The organism is Dictyoglomus sp. GBS (genome assembly GCF_055179815.1).
Genome location: NZ_CM143687.1, coordinates 634,514 through 652,544, shown reverse-complemented (window position 1 = coordinate 652,544; position 18,031 = coordinate 634,514). Strand labels below are relative to the sequence as shown.

12 protein-coding genes are annotated in these 18,031 nt (G+C 30.5%); 10 read left to right on the top strand and 2 right to left on the bottom strand.

Annotation, left to right across the window (positions count from 1 at the left end; genetic code table 11):
* Nucleotides 1-26: 26 nt before the first annotated feature.
* The 8 genes from ACY3IT_RS03030 to ACY3IT_RS02995 all read left to right on the top strand — a co-directional run bounded on the left by ACY3IT_RS03030 (nt 27) and on the right by ACY3IT_RS02995 (nt 15,344).
* On the top strand, nt 27-2,222 hold the full coding sequence (locus ACY3IT_RS03030; protein ID WP_463083317.1) for a diguanylate cyclase: 2,196 nt from the start codon (nt 27-29) through the stop codon (nt 2,220-2,222).
* Nucleotides 2,222-5,491: a diguanylate cyclase gene (locus ACY3IT_RS03025; RefSeq protein ID WP_463083316.1), complete on the top strand. Its 3,270-nt coding sequence runs from the start codon at nt 2,222-2,224 to the stop codon at nt 5,489-5,491. Before ACY3IT_RS03030 ends, ACY3IT_RS03025 begins: the two co-directional genes overlap by 1 nt.
* An 84-nt stretch (nt 5,492-5,575) precedes the next feature.
* Nucleotides 5,576-6,733 (top strand): iron-containing alcohol dehydrogenase, encoded by a 1,158-nt coding sequence (locus ACY3IT_RS03020; protein WP_463083315.1) that lies wholly within the window; start codon nt 5,576-5,578, stop codon nt 6,731-6,733.
* Nucleotides 6,734-6,798: 65 nt separating this feature from the next.
* The gene (ilvD, locus tag ACY3IT_RS03015) at nt 6,799-8,478 is read left to right on the top strand and encodes a dihydroxy-acid dehydratase (RefSeq protein ID WP_463083314.1); all 1,680 of its coding nucleotides are present in this window, start codon (nt 6,799-6,801) and stop codon (nt 8,476-8,478) included.
* Between the two features lie 18 nt (nt 8,479-8,496).
* Nucleotides 8,497-9,474 (top strand): methylcobamide--CoM methyltransferase, encoded by a 978-nt coding sequence (locus ACY3IT_RS03010; RefSeq protein ID WP_463083313.1) that lies wholly within the window; start codon nt 8,497-8,499, stop codon nt 9,472-9,474.
* Complete coding sequence (locus ACY3IT_RS03005) at nt 9,471-10,499, top strand: methionine synthase (protein WP_463083312.1); 1,029 nt, start codon at nt 9,471-9,473, stop codon at nt 10,497-10,499. Before ACY3IT_RS03010 ends, ACY3IT_RS03005 begins: the two co-directional genes overlap by 4 nt.
* A complete protein-coding gene (locus ACY3IT_RS03000) occupies nt 10,496-13,582 on the top strand; it encodes an alpha-mannosidase (protein WP_463083311.1) in 3,087 nt (1,028 codons plus the stop codon). Before ACY3IT_RS03005 ends, ACY3IT_RS03000 begins: the two co-directional genes overlap by 4 nt.
* Nucleotides 13,583-13,679: 97 nt before the next feature.
* Nucleotides 13,680-15,344 carry a GGDEF domain-containing protein gene (locus tag ACY3IT_RS02995; RefSeq protein ID WP_463083310.1) on the top strand — a complete coding sequence of 555 codons (1,665 nt, stop codon included), beginning with the start codon at nt 13,680-13,682 and terminating at the stop codon, nt 15,342-15,344.
* On the opposite strand, the gene ACY3IT_RS02990 is transcribed toward ACY3IT_RS02995, so the two are convergent.
* On the bottom strand, nt 15,323-16,468 hold the full coding sequence (locus ACY3IT_RS02990; protein ID WP_463083309.1) for an alanyl-tRNA editing protein: 1,146 nt from the start codon (nt 16,466-16,468) through the stop codon (nt 15,323-15,325). The two genes, ACY3IT_RS02995 and ACY3IT_RS02990, sit on opposite strands and share 22 nt — an antisense overlap.
* Before the next feature lie 81 nt (nt 16,469-16,549).
* Nucleotides 16,550-16,837, bottom strand: a complete 288-nt coding sequence (locus ACY3IT_RS02985; protein ID WP_463083308.1) for an RNA recognition motif domain-containing protein — start codon at nt 16,835-16,837, stop codon at nt 16,550-16,552.
* A 273-nt stretch (nt 16,838-17,110) separates the two neighbouring features.
* On the opposite strand from ACY3IT_RS02985, the gene ACY3IT_RS02980 reads away from it, so the two are divergent.
* Complete coding sequence (locus ACY3IT_RS02980; protein WP_463083307.1) at nt 17,111-17,332, top strand: hypothetical protein; 222 nt, start codon at nt 17,111-17,113, stop codon at nt 17,330-17,332.
* Nucleotides 17,248-17,964, top strand: a complete 717-nt coding sequence (locus ACY3IT_RS02975) for a carbohydrate ABC transporter permease (RefSeq protein ID WP_463083611.1) — start codon at nt 17,248-17,250, stop codon at nt 17,962-17,964. The genes ACY3IT_RS02980 and ACY3IT_RS02975 overlap by 85 nt, the downstream gene beginning before the upstream one ends.
* Nucleotides 17,965-18,031 lie beyond the last annotated feature (67 nt).

Below are 18,031 nucleotides of genomic sequence, written 5' to 3'. Positions count from 1 at the left end.
AACAATATTAACTATAGGAGAAGCTAATGCGAAAAAAGATAGGGGTAATTGTAAACTATTTATATGAAGGCTATCAGATGAAAATTCTATCAGGAATTTTCTCTGAAGCAGAAAAACTTAATACTGATATTTATGTCTTTGTAGGGGGAGATCTAAATCCAAACAATATTGAAAGCCAAAGAAGAAATAGGATTTATGATTTAATATCTAAGAAGAATATGGATGGACTAATAATATTAGGACTTGTAGTTGGATTCAATTTACCAAAAGAAGAAATAATTAAATTTTACAAAAGATTTTATCCTCAATTACCCGTCGTAAGTTTAGGATTAGAAACAGAAGAAATACCATGTGTAATAAGCGACAACAGAAAAGGTTTCCAAGAACTTCTCATTCATTTGATAGAAGATCACCGATATAGAAGTATTGCATATGTGGCTGGACCTATAAATAACGAAGAAGCTCAAATCAGAAACAACACTTTCTACGAAACACTTAGAGAATACGATATAGAAATAAAACCAGAATATATATATGAAAGTGATTTCACCACCCCTCAAGGTATATATGCTATAAGAACCTTCTTAGATGAAAGGAAAATAAAACCTGATGTCATTGTTTTTTCCAATGATAACATGGCAATAGCAGGTCTTGAAGAACTTAAAAGAAGAAAGATAAAAGTACCAAATGAAATTGCCATTACAGGATTTGATAATATATTGGAGTCCACTTTTGTAGAACCATCTTTATCTACGGTGGAACAAAATTTATCAGAATTAGGAAAAAAAGCTTTAGAAATGTGTCATTCTCTTATTTTAGGAAAAGAAATTCCTAAAAAGATAGAAATACCCACAAAAATGACAATCCGTGAGTCTTGTGGTTGTACAAGATTTTATATTAGACTATCAAAAAAAGAAGAAAAAGTTTGGTCGAAAATTTTTGATCTCAAAAAGGATAAAGAGGATTTTTATTCTCTATTAAATGAATATTTGATTTCAAATATAGAAACAAAAAGCCCTCGAAATATTAAATGGATAAAAAATATAATAAAAAAATTTTATAATAGTGTCATCGGAACTGAAGAAAACTTTATTACCGAAATAGAAAGTTTATTGTTAAATAATAATGTAGATACTGAGTTATTGGAAGAAACTTTTAATAATATTAATTCTTTTATTGATATGCATTTTGAAAATTCTCTTCATCAAAAAGCCAAAAACCTTATTTTACAATCAATTAATGTTTTAAAAGATTATAAAGAAAAAAAATTAAAACATGAGATTTTCAAAACCAATGATTTAATTGATCATTTAGGATATATTGGAGCTGACCTTCTATCTACTCTTCAAATGGATGAAATTTTAAATAGGGTAAGCTATAGATTACCAGAAATAGATTTAAATACTTTCTATATATTTATGTATCAAAAAGATTCAAACTATAAAAAAGTCAAAAATATTCTATCGGTAGTAGATGGAAATATAAAAACAAAAGAAAAAGGCATATTTGATATAGAAGAAATTATACCAGAATCTTTACTACCTAAAAGGAGATTAAATCTTGTCCTCGAACCTCTCTTTGTTGAAAATGACCATTTGGGATATATAGTATTTGAATATGGGCCTAAAAAGGGAGTAATCTATGAGATACTCAGAGCAGAAATAAGTGGCGGTATTAAAGGTGCTTTAATAATTGAAGAATTAAAAAAATTAGCTATTACTGACCCATTAACTAGCCTACCTAATAGGAGAGCATTAGATGAGATCCTACAAAGAGAAATTGAAAGATCTAAAAGATATAATCGTCCTTTATCTGTTATGGTTATAGATTTGGACAATTTCAAAATGGTAAATGATACCTTTGGACATAGCTTTGGAGATGAAGTATTAAAAACAGTGGGCAAAATATTAAGAGAATCTTGTAGAAAAGTGGATATTGTGGGAAGATATGGTGGGGATGAATTTATCATTATTCTTCCTGAGACAAATTTAAAAAATACAATTAAAGTGGCAAATAAACTAATCAAAAATGTGGATAAAATAGAGCTTTTTTCTCCTAATAAGGCTAGAATTTATCTTAGTATAAGTATAGGCATTGCGGTATATCCAGATACTACAATAGAGCTTGAAAAACTTATAAATTTTGCAGATTTGGCTATGTATGAGGCAAAAAGTTTAGGGGGTAAGCAATATTCTATAATTAGTTTTAAGGGGGAACTTTGATGAGCAGAATGAAAATAGGAGTAATAGTAGATAATCTCTATAATTATCAATGGAGTATCTTAGAAGGAGTATTTTCAGCTGGAGAAAACTACAATTTAGATATCCTGTGCTTTACAGGAAAACATCTAAATACGCCCAATGAAAATGATAAAAAGGGAAATCTTATATATAATCTTATTTCTAAGAAAAACGTTGATGGCCTGATAATATTTTCTTCAGCCATATGTCCTTATATAACTCATAAGGAATTGGTAAATTTTTGTCATAACTATTCAAAGGATATTCCAACTATAAGTATTGGAACAACCATAGAAAAAATTCCAAGTATAATTATTGATAACATTTTAGGTTTTAAAGAGCTTTTGGTACATCTCATAGAAGATCATGGCTATAAAAAATTTGCATTTATTACCGGTCCTTTAAATAATGAAGAGGCTAAAATAAGATACGAAACCTTCATAAATGTCTTAAAGGAATATGGAATCTCTATTAATCCCCAAAATATATATCATGGAGACTTCTTATATAATTCAGGAAGAGGAGCTGTTAAAACTTTCCTTGATGAAAGAAAAATAGATATAGAGGTTATTGTAAGCTCAAATGATGAGATGGCTATAGGAGCAGTTGAAGAGCTTAAAGAAAGAGGAATTCTTGTCCCAGAAGATATAAAAGTAACAGGATTTGATGATACAGAAGGGGCAAAATTTATTACTCCACCATTAACAACAGTCTCTCAACCACTATATGAGATGGGATGGAAAAGTGTAGAAAGTCTTGTTAATCTTATCTCTGGAGAAACAATACTTGACCAAATTTATCTACCTACAAAACTCATTATAAGAGACTCATGTGGATGTACATATTCTGCTATAGAAAAGGCAAAAGTTGATATAGATAAAGAATTTACAAAATTAGATTATATAAACCTTGAAAATTTAAAAGATAAATTTACAGAATACTTATTAAGAAACTTATCCCAATTAGATTCAAAAACATTAGAAAGATTAGAAAAAATATACTATGCTTTTATTGAAAATCTAAAAGAAAGAAGTTTTAAAATATTTATATCAACTTTAAACTGGATTTTAAAAGAGGAAGAACAAGAAGGAAGAAATACAGGTATATTTCAAGATTACATATCTTTATTAAGAAAGTTTTTGTTCTACTATTTAGATGATGAAACTCTTCACTATGCAGAAAATCTCTTGCATCAAGCAAGAGTGTTAATAAGTGATTTTTCCGAAAGATTCCAAGGTTACAGAAGTTATAAAACGGAAGAAAGGATGAATTACCTTACTCAAATAGGAATAAGCTTAACATCAAGTTTTGAAAAGAGAGAAATATTAGAGCAAGCAAAAAATAGTATCATCAACTTAGGAATAAGAAGTTTTTATATTGTTGAGTATAAGGATTCAAAAACTCCTTTAAAAGAGGGAATTTTAGCCTTAGGATATAAGGATGGAAAAGAAATCATAACTAATGAATCTTTTGATATATATCAAATTATTCCTGATAAATTTTTACCTTCTTACAGAGCAAATTATATTGTATCTCCTCTATTTTACAAAGAGAACTCTATAGGTTATGCCCTTTTTGAAATAGGGCCCTCAGAAGGTATAGTTTATGAACTTTTAAGAGCACAGCTTAGTGCAGCATTACAAGGTGCAATCATATTTAAAGAAAGAGAAGAGTATGAAAAAAGATTAGAAAGTCACATAAAAGAACTTTCAATACTTAACGACATTGGTAAAAAAATAACATCTGCCCTTGAAGTTGAACTCCTTTGGGATCTAATCATAAAAGAAATATCGAAACTTACTGATTTTGACGCTCTTTATATAGTAAACTGCAAACAAGAAGATTCTAACTGCAATTTTGAGATTGTAGCAAAAAAAATAAACACAAAAGAAGGAGATCAGATAACAGCTAATGATAGAAAGAGAATTTTAAAAATTATAGAAACCAAAAAGTATCTTTTAAAGAAAAGCAAAACCAAAAAGAATAAAGTTTTCTTAGGAATACCTATAACCATAGGAGATAGAGTAATAGGAGTCGTTATTTTAAAACATCACCAAATAGATGCATATAACGAACATACTATTAGACTACTTTCTACATTGTCAAGTTTTATTGCAATAGCCTTAGAAAATGCTAAACTATTTGAGGAAACTAAAAAACTTGCAACCACAGATCCTCTAACAGGTATATTAAACAGAAGAGCTTTAGAAGAAACATTCCAGAAAGAATTAACAAGGGCTCGAAGATATAATCGTCCTCTTTCTGTGATGATATTAGACATTGATAACTTTAAACTCTTTAATGACACATATGGACATACCTTTGGAGATGAAGTACTAAAAACGGTAGCGAGTATATTGAAAAAATCCTGTAGAAAAGTAGATATTTTAGGGAGATATGGAGGAGACGAATTCGCTATTATTCTACCCGAAACCCCCATAGAAGGTGCAAAAAGGTTGGCAGAAAGAATACTAAATAATCTTAAAAATATACCACTATTAACTCCACAAAATAATAAAATACCATTAAATATAAGTATTGGTATAGCATCATACCCCTTTGATACATTGGAACCCGAAAAACTCCTTACATTAGCAGATACTGCCATGTATAAGGCTAAAACTTCCGGAGGTGGAAGATTTGCTCTACTTTCTTCCTCTGATATTACTCCTCTAAAAGAAGAAATACCTAAATTTGATATTTTCTTAGGTCTTGTAAATGCAATTGATAATAAAGATAACTATACTTTTACGCATTCTATAGATGTTTCAAAATATGCTAAAAAAATTGGTGAAAAATTAGGGCTTTCTAAAGAAGATCTTGAAATTCTTGAAATTGCAGGTAAATTACATGATATAGGCAAAATAGGTATACCCTCTGAGATACTCAAAAAGCCTGGACCGTTAACAGAGGAAGAATGGAAAATTATAAAAGAACATCCAAGACTTGGTTATCTAATACTCAATCAATTACCAAAAATGGAGAAACTTCTACAAGCAATTCTTTATCATCATGAAAGATATGATGGTAAAGGATATCCCCAAAGTCTTCAAGGAAAAGATATTCCCCTCTTAGCAAGGATTTTAGCAGTTGTTGATGCTTATTCCGCTATGAAATCAGATAGACCATATAGAAAGGCTCTTTCTAAAAAAGAAATTATAAAAGAGATTAAAAAGAATGCTGGAAGACAATTTGATCCCGAGATTGCAGAGATCTTTGTTGATCTTCTTGAAAAAGGCGAAATAGATTAAATATTTGAAAATTATTTTAGATTGTAAATTTTATCTTTAAGCAATATAATTTTCTAAAATCTTAAACCGAAAGGAGGACTAAAAATGAGAAATTTTGTTTTTCATAATCCTACAAAAATTATATTTGGAGTAGATACCACTGAGGATGTAGGAAAAGAAGCAAAAAATTATGGAAAAAGAATTCTTCTTGTAATAGGACAAGGAAGTGTAAAAAAAATAGGACTTTATGATAGAGTTGTCAAACGCCTAAAGGAAGAGGGCTTAGAAATTTTTGAGTTGGAGGGAGTTAAACCAAATCCAAGAGTAGACTTAGTAAGAAAAGGAATAAATATGGTAAGAGAGAATAATATTGATCTACTCTTAGCTGTTGGTGGTGGTAGTGTTATCGACACTGCTAAAGCTATAGCTGCAGGTTTAACCTATGAAGGAGATGTTTGGGATCTATTTAAGTATAGGAAGCCTATAAAACCTACAATACCTATTGGTGTAGTACTTACCCTTGCAGCTACAGGATCAGAAATGAATGGAAATGCAGTAATATCCAATTTAGAAACTCAAGAAAAATTAGCTATTTCAAGCCCTTATATTTATCCCAAATTCTCTATATTAGATCCTAAAAATACTGCTTCCGTTCCTCTTAACCATACCCTTTATGGTATTGTAGATATCCTCTCTCATGTATTTGAACAATATTTTGATAGGGTTGATGATGCTATTTTACAAGATAGATTTGCAGAAGCAATAATGAAAACTGTAATAGAAACAACCCCCAAAATTATTGAAAATCCAGAAGATCTCAACGCAAGGGCAACCATACTATGGTGCGGTACAAATGCCCTAAATGGAATAATCGGTGCTGGAAAGGAACAAGACTGGGCAACCCATGCTATTGAACATGCTATATCTGCCATATATGATATACCCCACGGCTTAGGTCTTGCTATTGTCTTTCCTCATTGGATGAAATATGTATTAGATGTGATACCTCACAAATTCGCTAATTTTGCAAGAAATGTTTGGGGTATAACAGGAGATGATGATTTTGAAGTAGGGTTAAAAGGGATTGAAAGATTAATTGATTTCTACGAAAGTATAGGTGTACCCACAAAACTTTCAAAAGTAGGAATAAATGATGAAAAACTTGAAGAAATGGCAGAAAAAGCAACTCAATTTGGACCTATTGGTAATACAAAAAAATTAACAAAAGAAGATGTTTATAAAATTTTACAAATGTGTCTATAAACTATTGACAATCTTAACTTTCTATTGTTAGCATTATCAAAAGGTTACTTTAGGAGGTAGAAAAAATGAGAAGTGATGCAGTAAAGAAAGGTATAGAAAGAGCTCCTCATAGATCTCTTTTCTACGCAATGGGATATACTAAGGATGAATTAGAAAAACCTCTTATTGGAGTTGTTAACTCAGGAAATGAAATGATACCAGGACATATCCATTTAGATATGATTACCCAAGCAGTAAAATATGGAATTTTAGAAGCTGGCGGAACCCCAATGGAATTCAGAGTCATTGGTATATGCGATGGTATTGCAATGGGACATAAAGGAATGAAATATTCTCTCGCTAGCAGAGAATTAATAGCAGATTCAATAGAAGCTATGGTAGAAGCCTACCAGTTAGATGGAATTATACTTATAACCAACTGTGACAAGATTGTACCCGGAATGCTTATGGCTGCAGCAAGATTAAACCTACCTTCTATTATTTTAAGTGGTGGACCTATGCTTGCTGGAAGATGGCAAGGTAAAGATGTAGATTTAATTAGTATTTTTGAAGGTATAGGACAAGTAAAGGCAGGAAACTTAAAAGAAGAAGACTTGCTTGATTTAGAACAATATGCCTGTCCAGGATGTGGTTCCTGCTCTGGAATGTTTACTGCAAACACTATGAATTGTCTATCTGAAGCTCTTGGCATAGCTTTACCTTTTAATGGTACTTTACCTGCTGCTTTTGATGGATTAAGAAAAAGATTATCAAAAGAAGCTGGGAAGAGAATAGTGGAATTAGTAAAAGCAGGAATAAAAGCAAGAGATATATTAACAAAAGAAGCCTTTGAAAATGCTATTGCTGTAGATATGGCTTTGGGAGGTTCCACCAATACAGTTTTACATCTATTAGCAATTGCAAAAGAGGCAAAAATAGATTTACCTCTTGATACTTTCCAAAAAATTAGTGAAAAGACACCCAATATATGTAAGTTAAGTCCTGCATCCTCTCAACATATTCAAGATTTACATGAGGCAGGAGGAATACCAGCAGTAATGAAAGAACTTTTGAAGGGTAATCTATTACATCCCAATGCCATAACAGTTTCAGGTAAAACCATTGGAGAAATTGCAGAATCTGCAGTTATTAGAGATAGAAATGTGATAAGATCCTTAGAAAATCCATATGCCTCTGATGGTGGACTTTCTATACTATATGGAAATTTAGCCCCAGAAGGTGCAGTAGTTAAAAAATCTGCGGTAAGCCCTAAGATGTTAAAACATACAGGGCCTGCAAGGGTATTTAATAGTGAGGAAGAAGCCATAAAAGAGATTTACGCGGGCAAAATCAATAAAGGAGATGTGGTAATTATAAGATATGAGGGCCCAAAAGGAGGGCCTGGAATGAGAGAAATGTTAAGTCCCACTTCTGCATTAGCAGGAATGGGACTTGATGAAGATGTGGCATTAATAACCGACGGTAGATTCTCAGGAGGAAGCAGAGGAGCAGCCATAGGACATGTATCTCCTGAAGCTGCTGAGGGTGGACCTATAGCTCTCCTTAAAGATGGAGATATTATTGAAATAGATATACCGAATAGAAAAATAAATGTGAAATTATCTCAAGAAGAATTAGAAGAAAGAAAGAAAGAATGGAAACCTATTAAAAGAGAGATTGAGTTTAGCTACTTAAGACGTTATGCTGCTTTAGTAACATCTGCAAGCCAAGGAGCAGTATTAAAAGATATATATGGAGACAATTAATAGTAAGGAGGTTTAAAGATGATAATTACGGTTGTAGATCATTATCCTAAAATACCAAATCCCCCAAGAGAACCAAAATTAAGGAAAGCAATTCATGCTTATGATCAAGGAAAGATTACAAAGGAAGAATTAGAGAAAATTTTTGATGAAGTAACAAAAGAAGTAATTGAAGAACAAATAAGTGCAGGAGTAGAGCTTATTACAGATGGTCAGATAAGATGGGAGGATGGTCAAAGTTATATAGCCAAAAAACTTGATGGTATCGAAATAGGAGGATTATTTAGATATTTTGATAATAATACCTACTATAGACAACCAATCATAAAAGACGAAATAAAATGGAGAGAACCTATCATACTTAATGATTGGAAAAAAGCTCAAGAGTGGGCAGGTAATATTCCTGTTAAGGCAGTTCTAACAGGCCCATATACTATTGCAAGATTAAGTAGAGATGAGTATTATAAGGATTTAGAGAAATTAACAAAAGCATATGTAAAAGCATTAATTGAAGAAGTAAAGTTATTAGAAGAAAATAAGGTTAAATATCTCCAGTTTAACGAACCTTCTATTCAATACTATCCAGAAGATTTTGATCTTCTCCTAGAAATATACAAGGAAATTAGAAAATATTTTTCAGGAAAATTAGCTATATATACATACTTTCATACAGTCTTATCTTTAAAAGACAGAATAAAAGATTTACCAATTGATATATTTGGAATAGATTTTGTATCAAGAAAAGAGAATTTTGAGATACTAAAAGATTTTCCCAAAAATATTGGCTTAGGCTATGGCATAGTTGATGCAAGAAATACAAAATTAGAAACACCTGATCAAATCGCCCAATTAATAAAACAAGCTCTAAACTACGTAGAAGATAAAAATCTCTATATTAGCCCAAGCGCTGGGCTTGAATATTTACCAAGAGAAAGAGCATATGAAAAATTGGTAAATTTAGCTAAAGGAGTAAACTTAGTAAGAGGTGAGAAAAAATGAAAGAAGTAAAACTTCCCATACTTCCTACAACAAGTGTTGGTAGTTTTCCCAAACCAGACTATCTCGTCAAAGCAAGAAATCAATACTCAAAAGGTCAAATTCCCTACTCTACTCTTCACGAGTTGGAGCTCAAGGCTACAGAAGAGGTTATTAAAATGCAAGAAGAAATAGGCGTAGACATATTAGTACATGGAGAAATGGAAAGAGGAGATATGGCTACATATTTTGCAGAAAATTTAGAAGGCTTTACTATAAGTGGTCTTGTCAGATCATACGGAAACAGATACTACAAAAAACCAATTGTAATAGGTAAAATTAAAAGAACAAAACCCATAACAGTAGATATGTTTAAGTTTGCCCAAAGTCTAACTAAAAAGCCTGTAAAAGGAATGTTAACAGGTCCATATACAATAGCAGATTGGTCCTTTAATGAATATTATGAAAATAAGAGAGATTTAGTTTTAGATCTTGCAGAAGTAATAAATCAAGAAGCATTAGATTTAGAGAAGGCTGGAGCATTATTTGTACAGATTGATGAACCTGCTGTCCCTACCCATCCTGAAGAAATCCATATAGCAAAAGAAGCCTTTCAAGTTTCTACCAGAGGTTTAAGAAGCTTTATAATTACTCACATATGTTATGGAGATTTCAGACCAATATGGAAAGAAATAATAAATTTCCCTGTACACCAATTTGACTTAGAATTTACAAATAATGCAGACAAACTTTATCCGCTAATAGAAAATGCAGGATTTCCACCCGATAAATATATTGCAGTAGGAGTTATAGATGTCCATACCCATAAAATAGAGAGTGTAGATGAGATAAAGCAAAGAATAAGGGAAGCTCTTAAGCATTTTCGCCCTGAACAAGTATTCATAGATCCTGATTGTGGATTAAAGACAAGAACCTGGGAAGAAGCAAGAGCAAAAATGGAAAATATGGTAAAAGCAGTCAATGAGATAAGAGAAGAACTTATAAAACAAGGCTATCCATCAGAAATTACTATTAAATTAGAACTATGAGAAAATACCTCTTAGAGCAATGGAATTTTTGGCTTGATGAAATATATGCCTATTCAATAATTAACAAGTTCATACTTGATGAATGGTATTTTACTGATTCTAAAGAAAAACTAAATGATAAAGATTTAGAGATTATTAAATTAGGGGAGAGATGGAAAAAAATATCTCTCCCTGTTTATTTCAGAAAGAAGATAAGTCTTCCAAAAGATTTTGAAAAATCCTCCCTTTACATCTTCTTAGATGTAGGTGGAGAAGCCTTTCTATTTATAAATGGTACACCATATGCTGGTATAAACCAATATCATAAGGAACATAAAATACCCTATTTCGAGGAGTTGGATATTATTATTGAAGCTGTACCTAAGGGATTATTTGGCCAACACCAATATAATCCAGTACTCAATGAAGCCTTCATATTTCAAAAAGATGAAGAAATCTATAAAGCATGGCTTATCTTCAGTATTATAAGAGAATTTGCCCTTTATTTAGAGAATATAAACCAAGATCTACAACAAAAAATAGAGATTATACTTGAAGAAACCCTTGGAAAGATAAAACTGATAAGTAGTAATGAAAAATTCTTGGAAAAAATTCAAAACACAAAATTTACCATGGATATTTTGAAAAATTTATGGAGTATGCCAGAATTTCCAAAGACAGAAACACCTATACCTTATAAACTAAAAGAAGAAATAATATCACAAGCTTACGAAGCTCTCAAAAAAGTCAGAAACCTAAAAAAGAAATATCCAAATATAGGAGAATATTATGCTGTAGGACATTCTCATATAGATTATGCTTGGCTCTGGCCAAGAGAAGAAACTATAAGAAAAGCCCAAAGAACTTTTTCCACTATCCTTCAACTTATGGATCTTTATCCAGATTTCAAATTCTTACAGAGTAGTGCCCAAATCTATAAAGATATAAAAGAAAATAACATTTTCCTTTTCCAAAAAATAAAAGAAAAAGTTATGAAAGAACAATGGATAGTAGAAGGAGGAATGTGGGTAGAATGCGACTCTCAACTCCCATCAGGAGAAGCCTTAGTAAGACAGTTTTTATATGCCCAAAAATTCTTTGAAAAAGAATTTCAAAAAACATGTAAAATAGCATGGCTTCCAGATACCTTTGGTTTCAATCCTAATTTACCTCAAATTCTTAAAAAATCAGATATTGAATATTTTGTAACCACAAAACTTTCATGGAACGAAACTAATCTATTTCCTTATGATTTATTCCTTTGGAAAGGGATTGATGGAACTAGAATAATTGCTCATATATATGCCAGATATGGTGGCTATAATGGATCAACAGAAATAAAAGAAATTATAGAAAATTATAGAAATTATCAACAGAGAAATTTATCAGAAAGAATGATCTATACTTTTGGATATGGTGATGGTGGTGGTGGACCTACTTATGAAATGATAGAAAGATTAAATATAATGAAAGATTTACCATTTATTCCAGATATAAAATTTGAAAATCCTATAAAATTTCTTGAAGAGATATCTAAAGAAAAACTTCCTGTATATTATGGAGATCTATATCTTGAACTCCACAGGGGGACCTTTACAACCCAAGGAAGAACCAAAAAACTTCACAGATTAGCAGAAAATTACCTTTTCACCCTCGAAAGTCTATCTGTTATCTTAAACATTGTGAAAGATCTACCATACCCTTATGAAAAGCTCACTCAACTCTGGGAAAAGCTATTAAGAAATGAATTTCATGATATACTACCCGGATCTTCAATAAAAGAAGTTTATGAGGATACTGAAAAAGAGCTAAAAGAAATATTAGATGCTAAATTAGATATTAAAGAAGATAGTTCTCAAAAGAAAATTATTATCTATAATCCTACCTCTTTCCCTCAAGAATTAAAAACAGAATTAGAAATGAAAGATATGGAAGGATTTCATTATAAAGATACAGAGATACCAATTCAAAAAACAGATAAAGGAGTATTCCTTTATTCAAAAAATATAACCATACCACCCTTAAGTTTAATTACTTTAAATATTAAAAAAGAAAATAATAATTTACCATATAATACTGATCTTCAAGCTTATAATAATGTCTTAGAAAACTCATTAATAAGACTGAAAGTATATGAAGATGGCTCTTTCCAGGTACTATATAAAGAGAAAAATAAAAATCTCTTTGTTGATAAAGGTAATATAATTATTGCCTACTCTGATAGACCAAGATATTGGGAAGCCTGGGATATCCCATTAGAGTATGAGAAATATGGCGAGGAGCTCAGGGCTGAAAAAATTGAATTAACTGAAAGAGGCCCATTAAGAGGAAAAATTAAAGTAATAAGAAAGTATAGAAATTCGGAAATAATTCAATACTATACCCTCCATTCATTCTCACAAAGAATAGACATAGAAACAGAAATAAAATGGAATGAAAAAAGAGTAATGTTAAGAGCATATTTCCCATTTGATCTACTATCACCATTTGTAACCTATGAAGTTCCCTATGGGACATATACAAAACCTACTCATAAAAATACTTCATGGGAAAAAGCCCAATTTGAAATACCAGTACACAGATTTATAGATTTATCGCAAGGAGATTTTGGTGTAAGTATTTTAAACAATGGAAAATATGGACATAGCGTTAATGAAAATATTATAGGAATAACCTTATTGCGATCGCCCTTTTCTCCTGACTATACAGCTGATCTTGGAAACCATAACTTTACTTATTCCATTCTACCCCACAAAGGAACCCTGGGAGAAAAGACTTTAAAAGAAGCTGAAGAATTGAATAAAACCCTTATCCCTATAATAGGTAATTTTTCAATTGAAGATGTGTCTATTTTAAGCTGGGATAAAAATAACATAATTATTGGTGCTTTAAAACAATCAGAAGATCACAAAGGATTGATATTAAGATTTGCAGAATATTTAGGCAAAGAAGAAATCATTAATTTCAAATTTAATTTTCCAGTAAAAAAGATATATGAAACAAATCTTTTAGAGAAAGAATATAGTGAATTAAACTTGAAAAATCAGATCTTAGAAATAAAAGTTAAACCTTTTGAAATAAAAACCTTGAAAATAATTTATTGAAAAATACATAATACTTATGATATAAACTAGTATTGAAAATTATATTTTTGAAATTAAAGCGTGACAATTAAAGGGAAGGGGATATTTTAAAGAGGGAATGAAATTAAAAAATAAAATCTTTTTATTCTACGCGGGAATATCTCTCATATTTTTTATTCTTATAGAGATAATATTTATAAGCATTATAAAACACGAATATTTATTGATTTTTAATAAAGAGATAGAAAACTATGTAACTACATATATGGATAGAATTGAAAAGGATCCAAAAGATATTCTTAATGGAAGAGTTTTTGAAAAAAGTTTTTACCTTGGCAAAATTGAGGGAATTTTAATTCAAGAAAACCCTAATAGTATAAAACTTAGACTAAACACTGACTTTGAAAGATTACCTGAAGAGATATTAATTAAAGATAAAGGTTCGATTCTTGATTTGAAAAACCATAAGTATTACTATATATATTCAAGTAAGAGCAAAAATTTAAAGCTAATTCTCAGCTTTAATACTCATCCCTTTGAAGAAAGATTTTTAAAATCTACTATTTCCTTCTCAATTCCCCTTATAGCACTACAAATTTTTTTCCTCTTGTTATTTTATTACTCCATGAAACATACATATGTAAAACCATTAGAAGAATTAGCCCAAAGCCTTTCTCAAGATAATCTCTTAAACCTAAATAGGGACAAATTTTTTAATAAAAATGATGAAATAGGTGATCTCTCAAGAAAAATCTTTGATTTTGAAAGCTCTTTAAGGAATATCATAATTACTCAAGAGGAAACAATTAAAAATCAAGAGAAATATCTAAATTTACTACTTAAATTTATCTCTGAATTTAATCTCTCTAAAAAATCTATAGATGTGATTAACGTCATACTTAAATTTTATAATCCTGAGTTTCCAGTAAAAATTTATGATATATATCTTGAAAACTCCTTAACAAGAGAAGATCTATATCAAAATTTGCAAATCTTGAATAAGGATGAGGCAAAAGAAATATTTGATATGCTAATATTCCTAAAAGACAACAAATTATTTACATATCATGACCTTAAATTCTTTTGTAAAAATATACCTGAAGACTATGTATTAATTCCATTAAGAACAAGTGAAAGACTTTATGGTTTTATAAGTATCTCTATGATAACTTTTGAAGATTTACAAGATACCTTCATTTCCATCTTATACCATCTTACAATAGCTTTAGAAAATACCCTTTTATATGAATACACTGAAAAATTATCAACAATTGATCCTTTAACAGGTGTCTTCAATAAAAGAAAATTTGACGAAATCCTTGAAAATGAAATAAAAAGAGCTCAAAGATTTAAACATCCTTTAAGTATACTTTTTATTGATATAGACCATTTTAAAAACATAAATGACCTATATGGTCATATAGTGGGAGATTCATTTTTAAAAGAAGTTGCCCTTTTTCTCCTAAGAAATACTCGTTCTATTGATAGCATAGGAAGATTAGGAGGAGAAGAATTTGCCTGTATATTACCTGAAACTGATTTAGCATCAGCCTATAACGTAGGAGAAAAAATGAGAGTAAAATGGAATACTGAAAAACACATAATCCCAATAGATATAGAAAAAAGAATAGGAACATTAAGTATAGGTATAGCAAATTTCCCTGTACACACAGAAAATCCCAAAGAATTATTGATACTTGCAGATGACGCACTATATATGGCCAAAGAAGAAAGAGATAAAGTATTTATTTATAGTAAAGATTACAATAAAGATTTAATATAATTAATTGCTTTTTCTGGATCTTCAACCTTTCCTTGCAAAAAGTATTCTCCTTTACTTCCTTTCCATCCTATTTCTGTTAACTTTTCCAAAATTTTATTAAAAAGCCCTGTTGACACATCATAGCTTCTAAAGATTATCGCTTGTCCTTGTGAATTTAAAATTATACCCAAAATACCATTTTCTTTCATTATCTCCTGAACAACAAACTTGATTGTATTTATATCTTCTTCTAAAATATTTAAGACTATTCTTATATTCTCTTTATTTACAGCTAAACCTATAAGTTCTTTTGCTACATACTTGTTTATCCTTTCCCTCAATCTTTTATTATCTTTTTCTAAGGTTTCCAATTTTGTAAACAACTTACTAATACCATCATAAATATCAGGATTTCCTAATTTTTCTTTAATGTACTTATATTCTTCTTCCCTCATACTTAATCTTTTCAAGATCCTTGAACCAGCCACAAATTCCACCCTCCATAAATCATTATTCTTTTTGTAAAAATCTACTATTTTAAACAATCCTATTTCTCCTAATCTATTCACATGGAGTCCTCCACAAGGATTCACATCAAGGCCTACTATTTCTACTATGCGAATATCTTCATCCTTCCAATATACCTTCACAGAAATATCTTCTTTTATGTACCTATTCACTGTACTCTCTATCTCATTCACAAAACCCTTAGGATCAAAGCCTCTATATGGTATCTCTATTTTTGTGTGGTCTTCTAAAATTTGAAAACCAGTAGTCTCCAATGAATAATTCTTTTCTATTAAAGCAGAAAGAAGATGTTGAGCTGTATGTTGCTCCATGTATTCTCTACGAAGATCAATATCTACATATAACTCAACCTTTTCATCAATTAAAGGTTCTCTACAACCATTTAAAATGCCTTTGTGCCAAATTTTACCATCTTCTTCCCATACGTGGGAAACTAAAAGAATCCAATTATCTGATCTAATTTCTCCCTTATCACAAGGTTGTCCTCCACCTTCTGGATAAAAAATGGTTTCAGAGAGGGAAAGAATAAAAAAGTTGTTTTCCTTTTTAATATCAATAACTTTGTTTTCCCAATTTACAATATTTGGATCATTATAAAAGATTTTCTTAGTATTCATAATGTTAATTATACTATAAAACAAAAACCCCTGCCATAAATAGCAGGGGTTTTGTTCTTTTTTAAATTATCAGCTAATAATTTAAAATCTACGATTGTGAGACCTATTGGAAGTTCTACGATCTTCTCTTGGCTTTGCTTCACTTACAATGATCTTTCTTCCATCAAACTCAAGACCATTGTAAGATTCAATTAACTTTTGAGCCACATCTTCTGATGTTTCTACAAAAGCAAATCCTTTGGATCTTCCAGTATTACGGTCAGTTATCAACCTAATACTTTGTATATCCCCTTCTTTTGCAAAAAGTCCTCGCAGATCATCCTCTGTGGTCTGCCATGATAGGTTTCCTACATACAGTGTCTTAACCAATTTCACGTACCTCCTAAAAAATTTTATCCTTTAATTATACTCCTTTAAAATTATTTGTCAAATCTTATTTCTGAGATTAGTCGAAAGTCTCCCTTATAGTGCACCTCCAAGATTAGGATTTGTAAAACAAGGTCCTCAATTAATTACCGCCTTTATAGATGAAGCCCAAAATATGGTTGTTGGAACCTATGCTCCCAAACAAATGGTAGACAGGTTAATTGAAAGATTTAATGAGATTATGAAGTAAAGATGCTAAAATAAGGAGGGTAGCCAGTGAAAATCTTTCGTTGGCAATATAATCTTTTTATTCTTCCTGCTCTCTTAGTTATGGTTATATTTTTTGTATATCCTATACTTTTAACTTTATATTTTAGTTTTCTTGACTATTCCATTATAAGACATACCAATAAATTTATTGGGCTTGCAATCTATATAAAAATTTTAAAAGTAATATTTTTATTCAAACTGCTTATAATACTTTTATATGGGTTATAATATCTACTTTTATCCCTCTATTTTTAGCAAAACTGGCGGCCCTCCTTACCTATAAAAGTTTTTTAGGATATAAAGTTTTCAGAAGTCCTTTCAGTTTACCCATGATTTTTATCCCCTCTTCGACTGCAATTCTCTGGGCTTTAATGTATAGTGAACCTTTTGGTTTAATTAATCATATAATGGAATTTCTACGTTTACCAAGAGAAATTTGGCTTGCTAATCCTAAAACTGTTCTTCCTGCAGTATCTATCGCAAATGCATGGTATGGAACCCCTATGTCTTATTTGATGATATTAGCAGGATTGGAAAGTTTAGATACAGAACCATTGGAAGCATCAGAGGTAGACGGAGCTACCTATTGGCAAAAAGTAAGGCATATTATTTTTCCTATGGTCTATCCTATAATATTATTAGTAGCACTTTTAAGACTTATTGATGTTATCAGAAGTTTTTCTTTAATTTGGATAATGACTCAAGGAGGACCTGGAACTTCTTCTACTACTCTTCCAGTTGCTACTTTTAAAGTTTCTTTCTTACAATATGATTATGGTATGGGATCCGCATGGGGAGTTATTAATGTTATAGTAACATTTGTAATTACTCTCCTCATATTAAGGAGACAAAAAGGATGAGTCCTTTTAGAACATTTTTTATTTTTCTTATTGTTCTTTTTCTCTTAGGATGGGCATTATTTCCTAT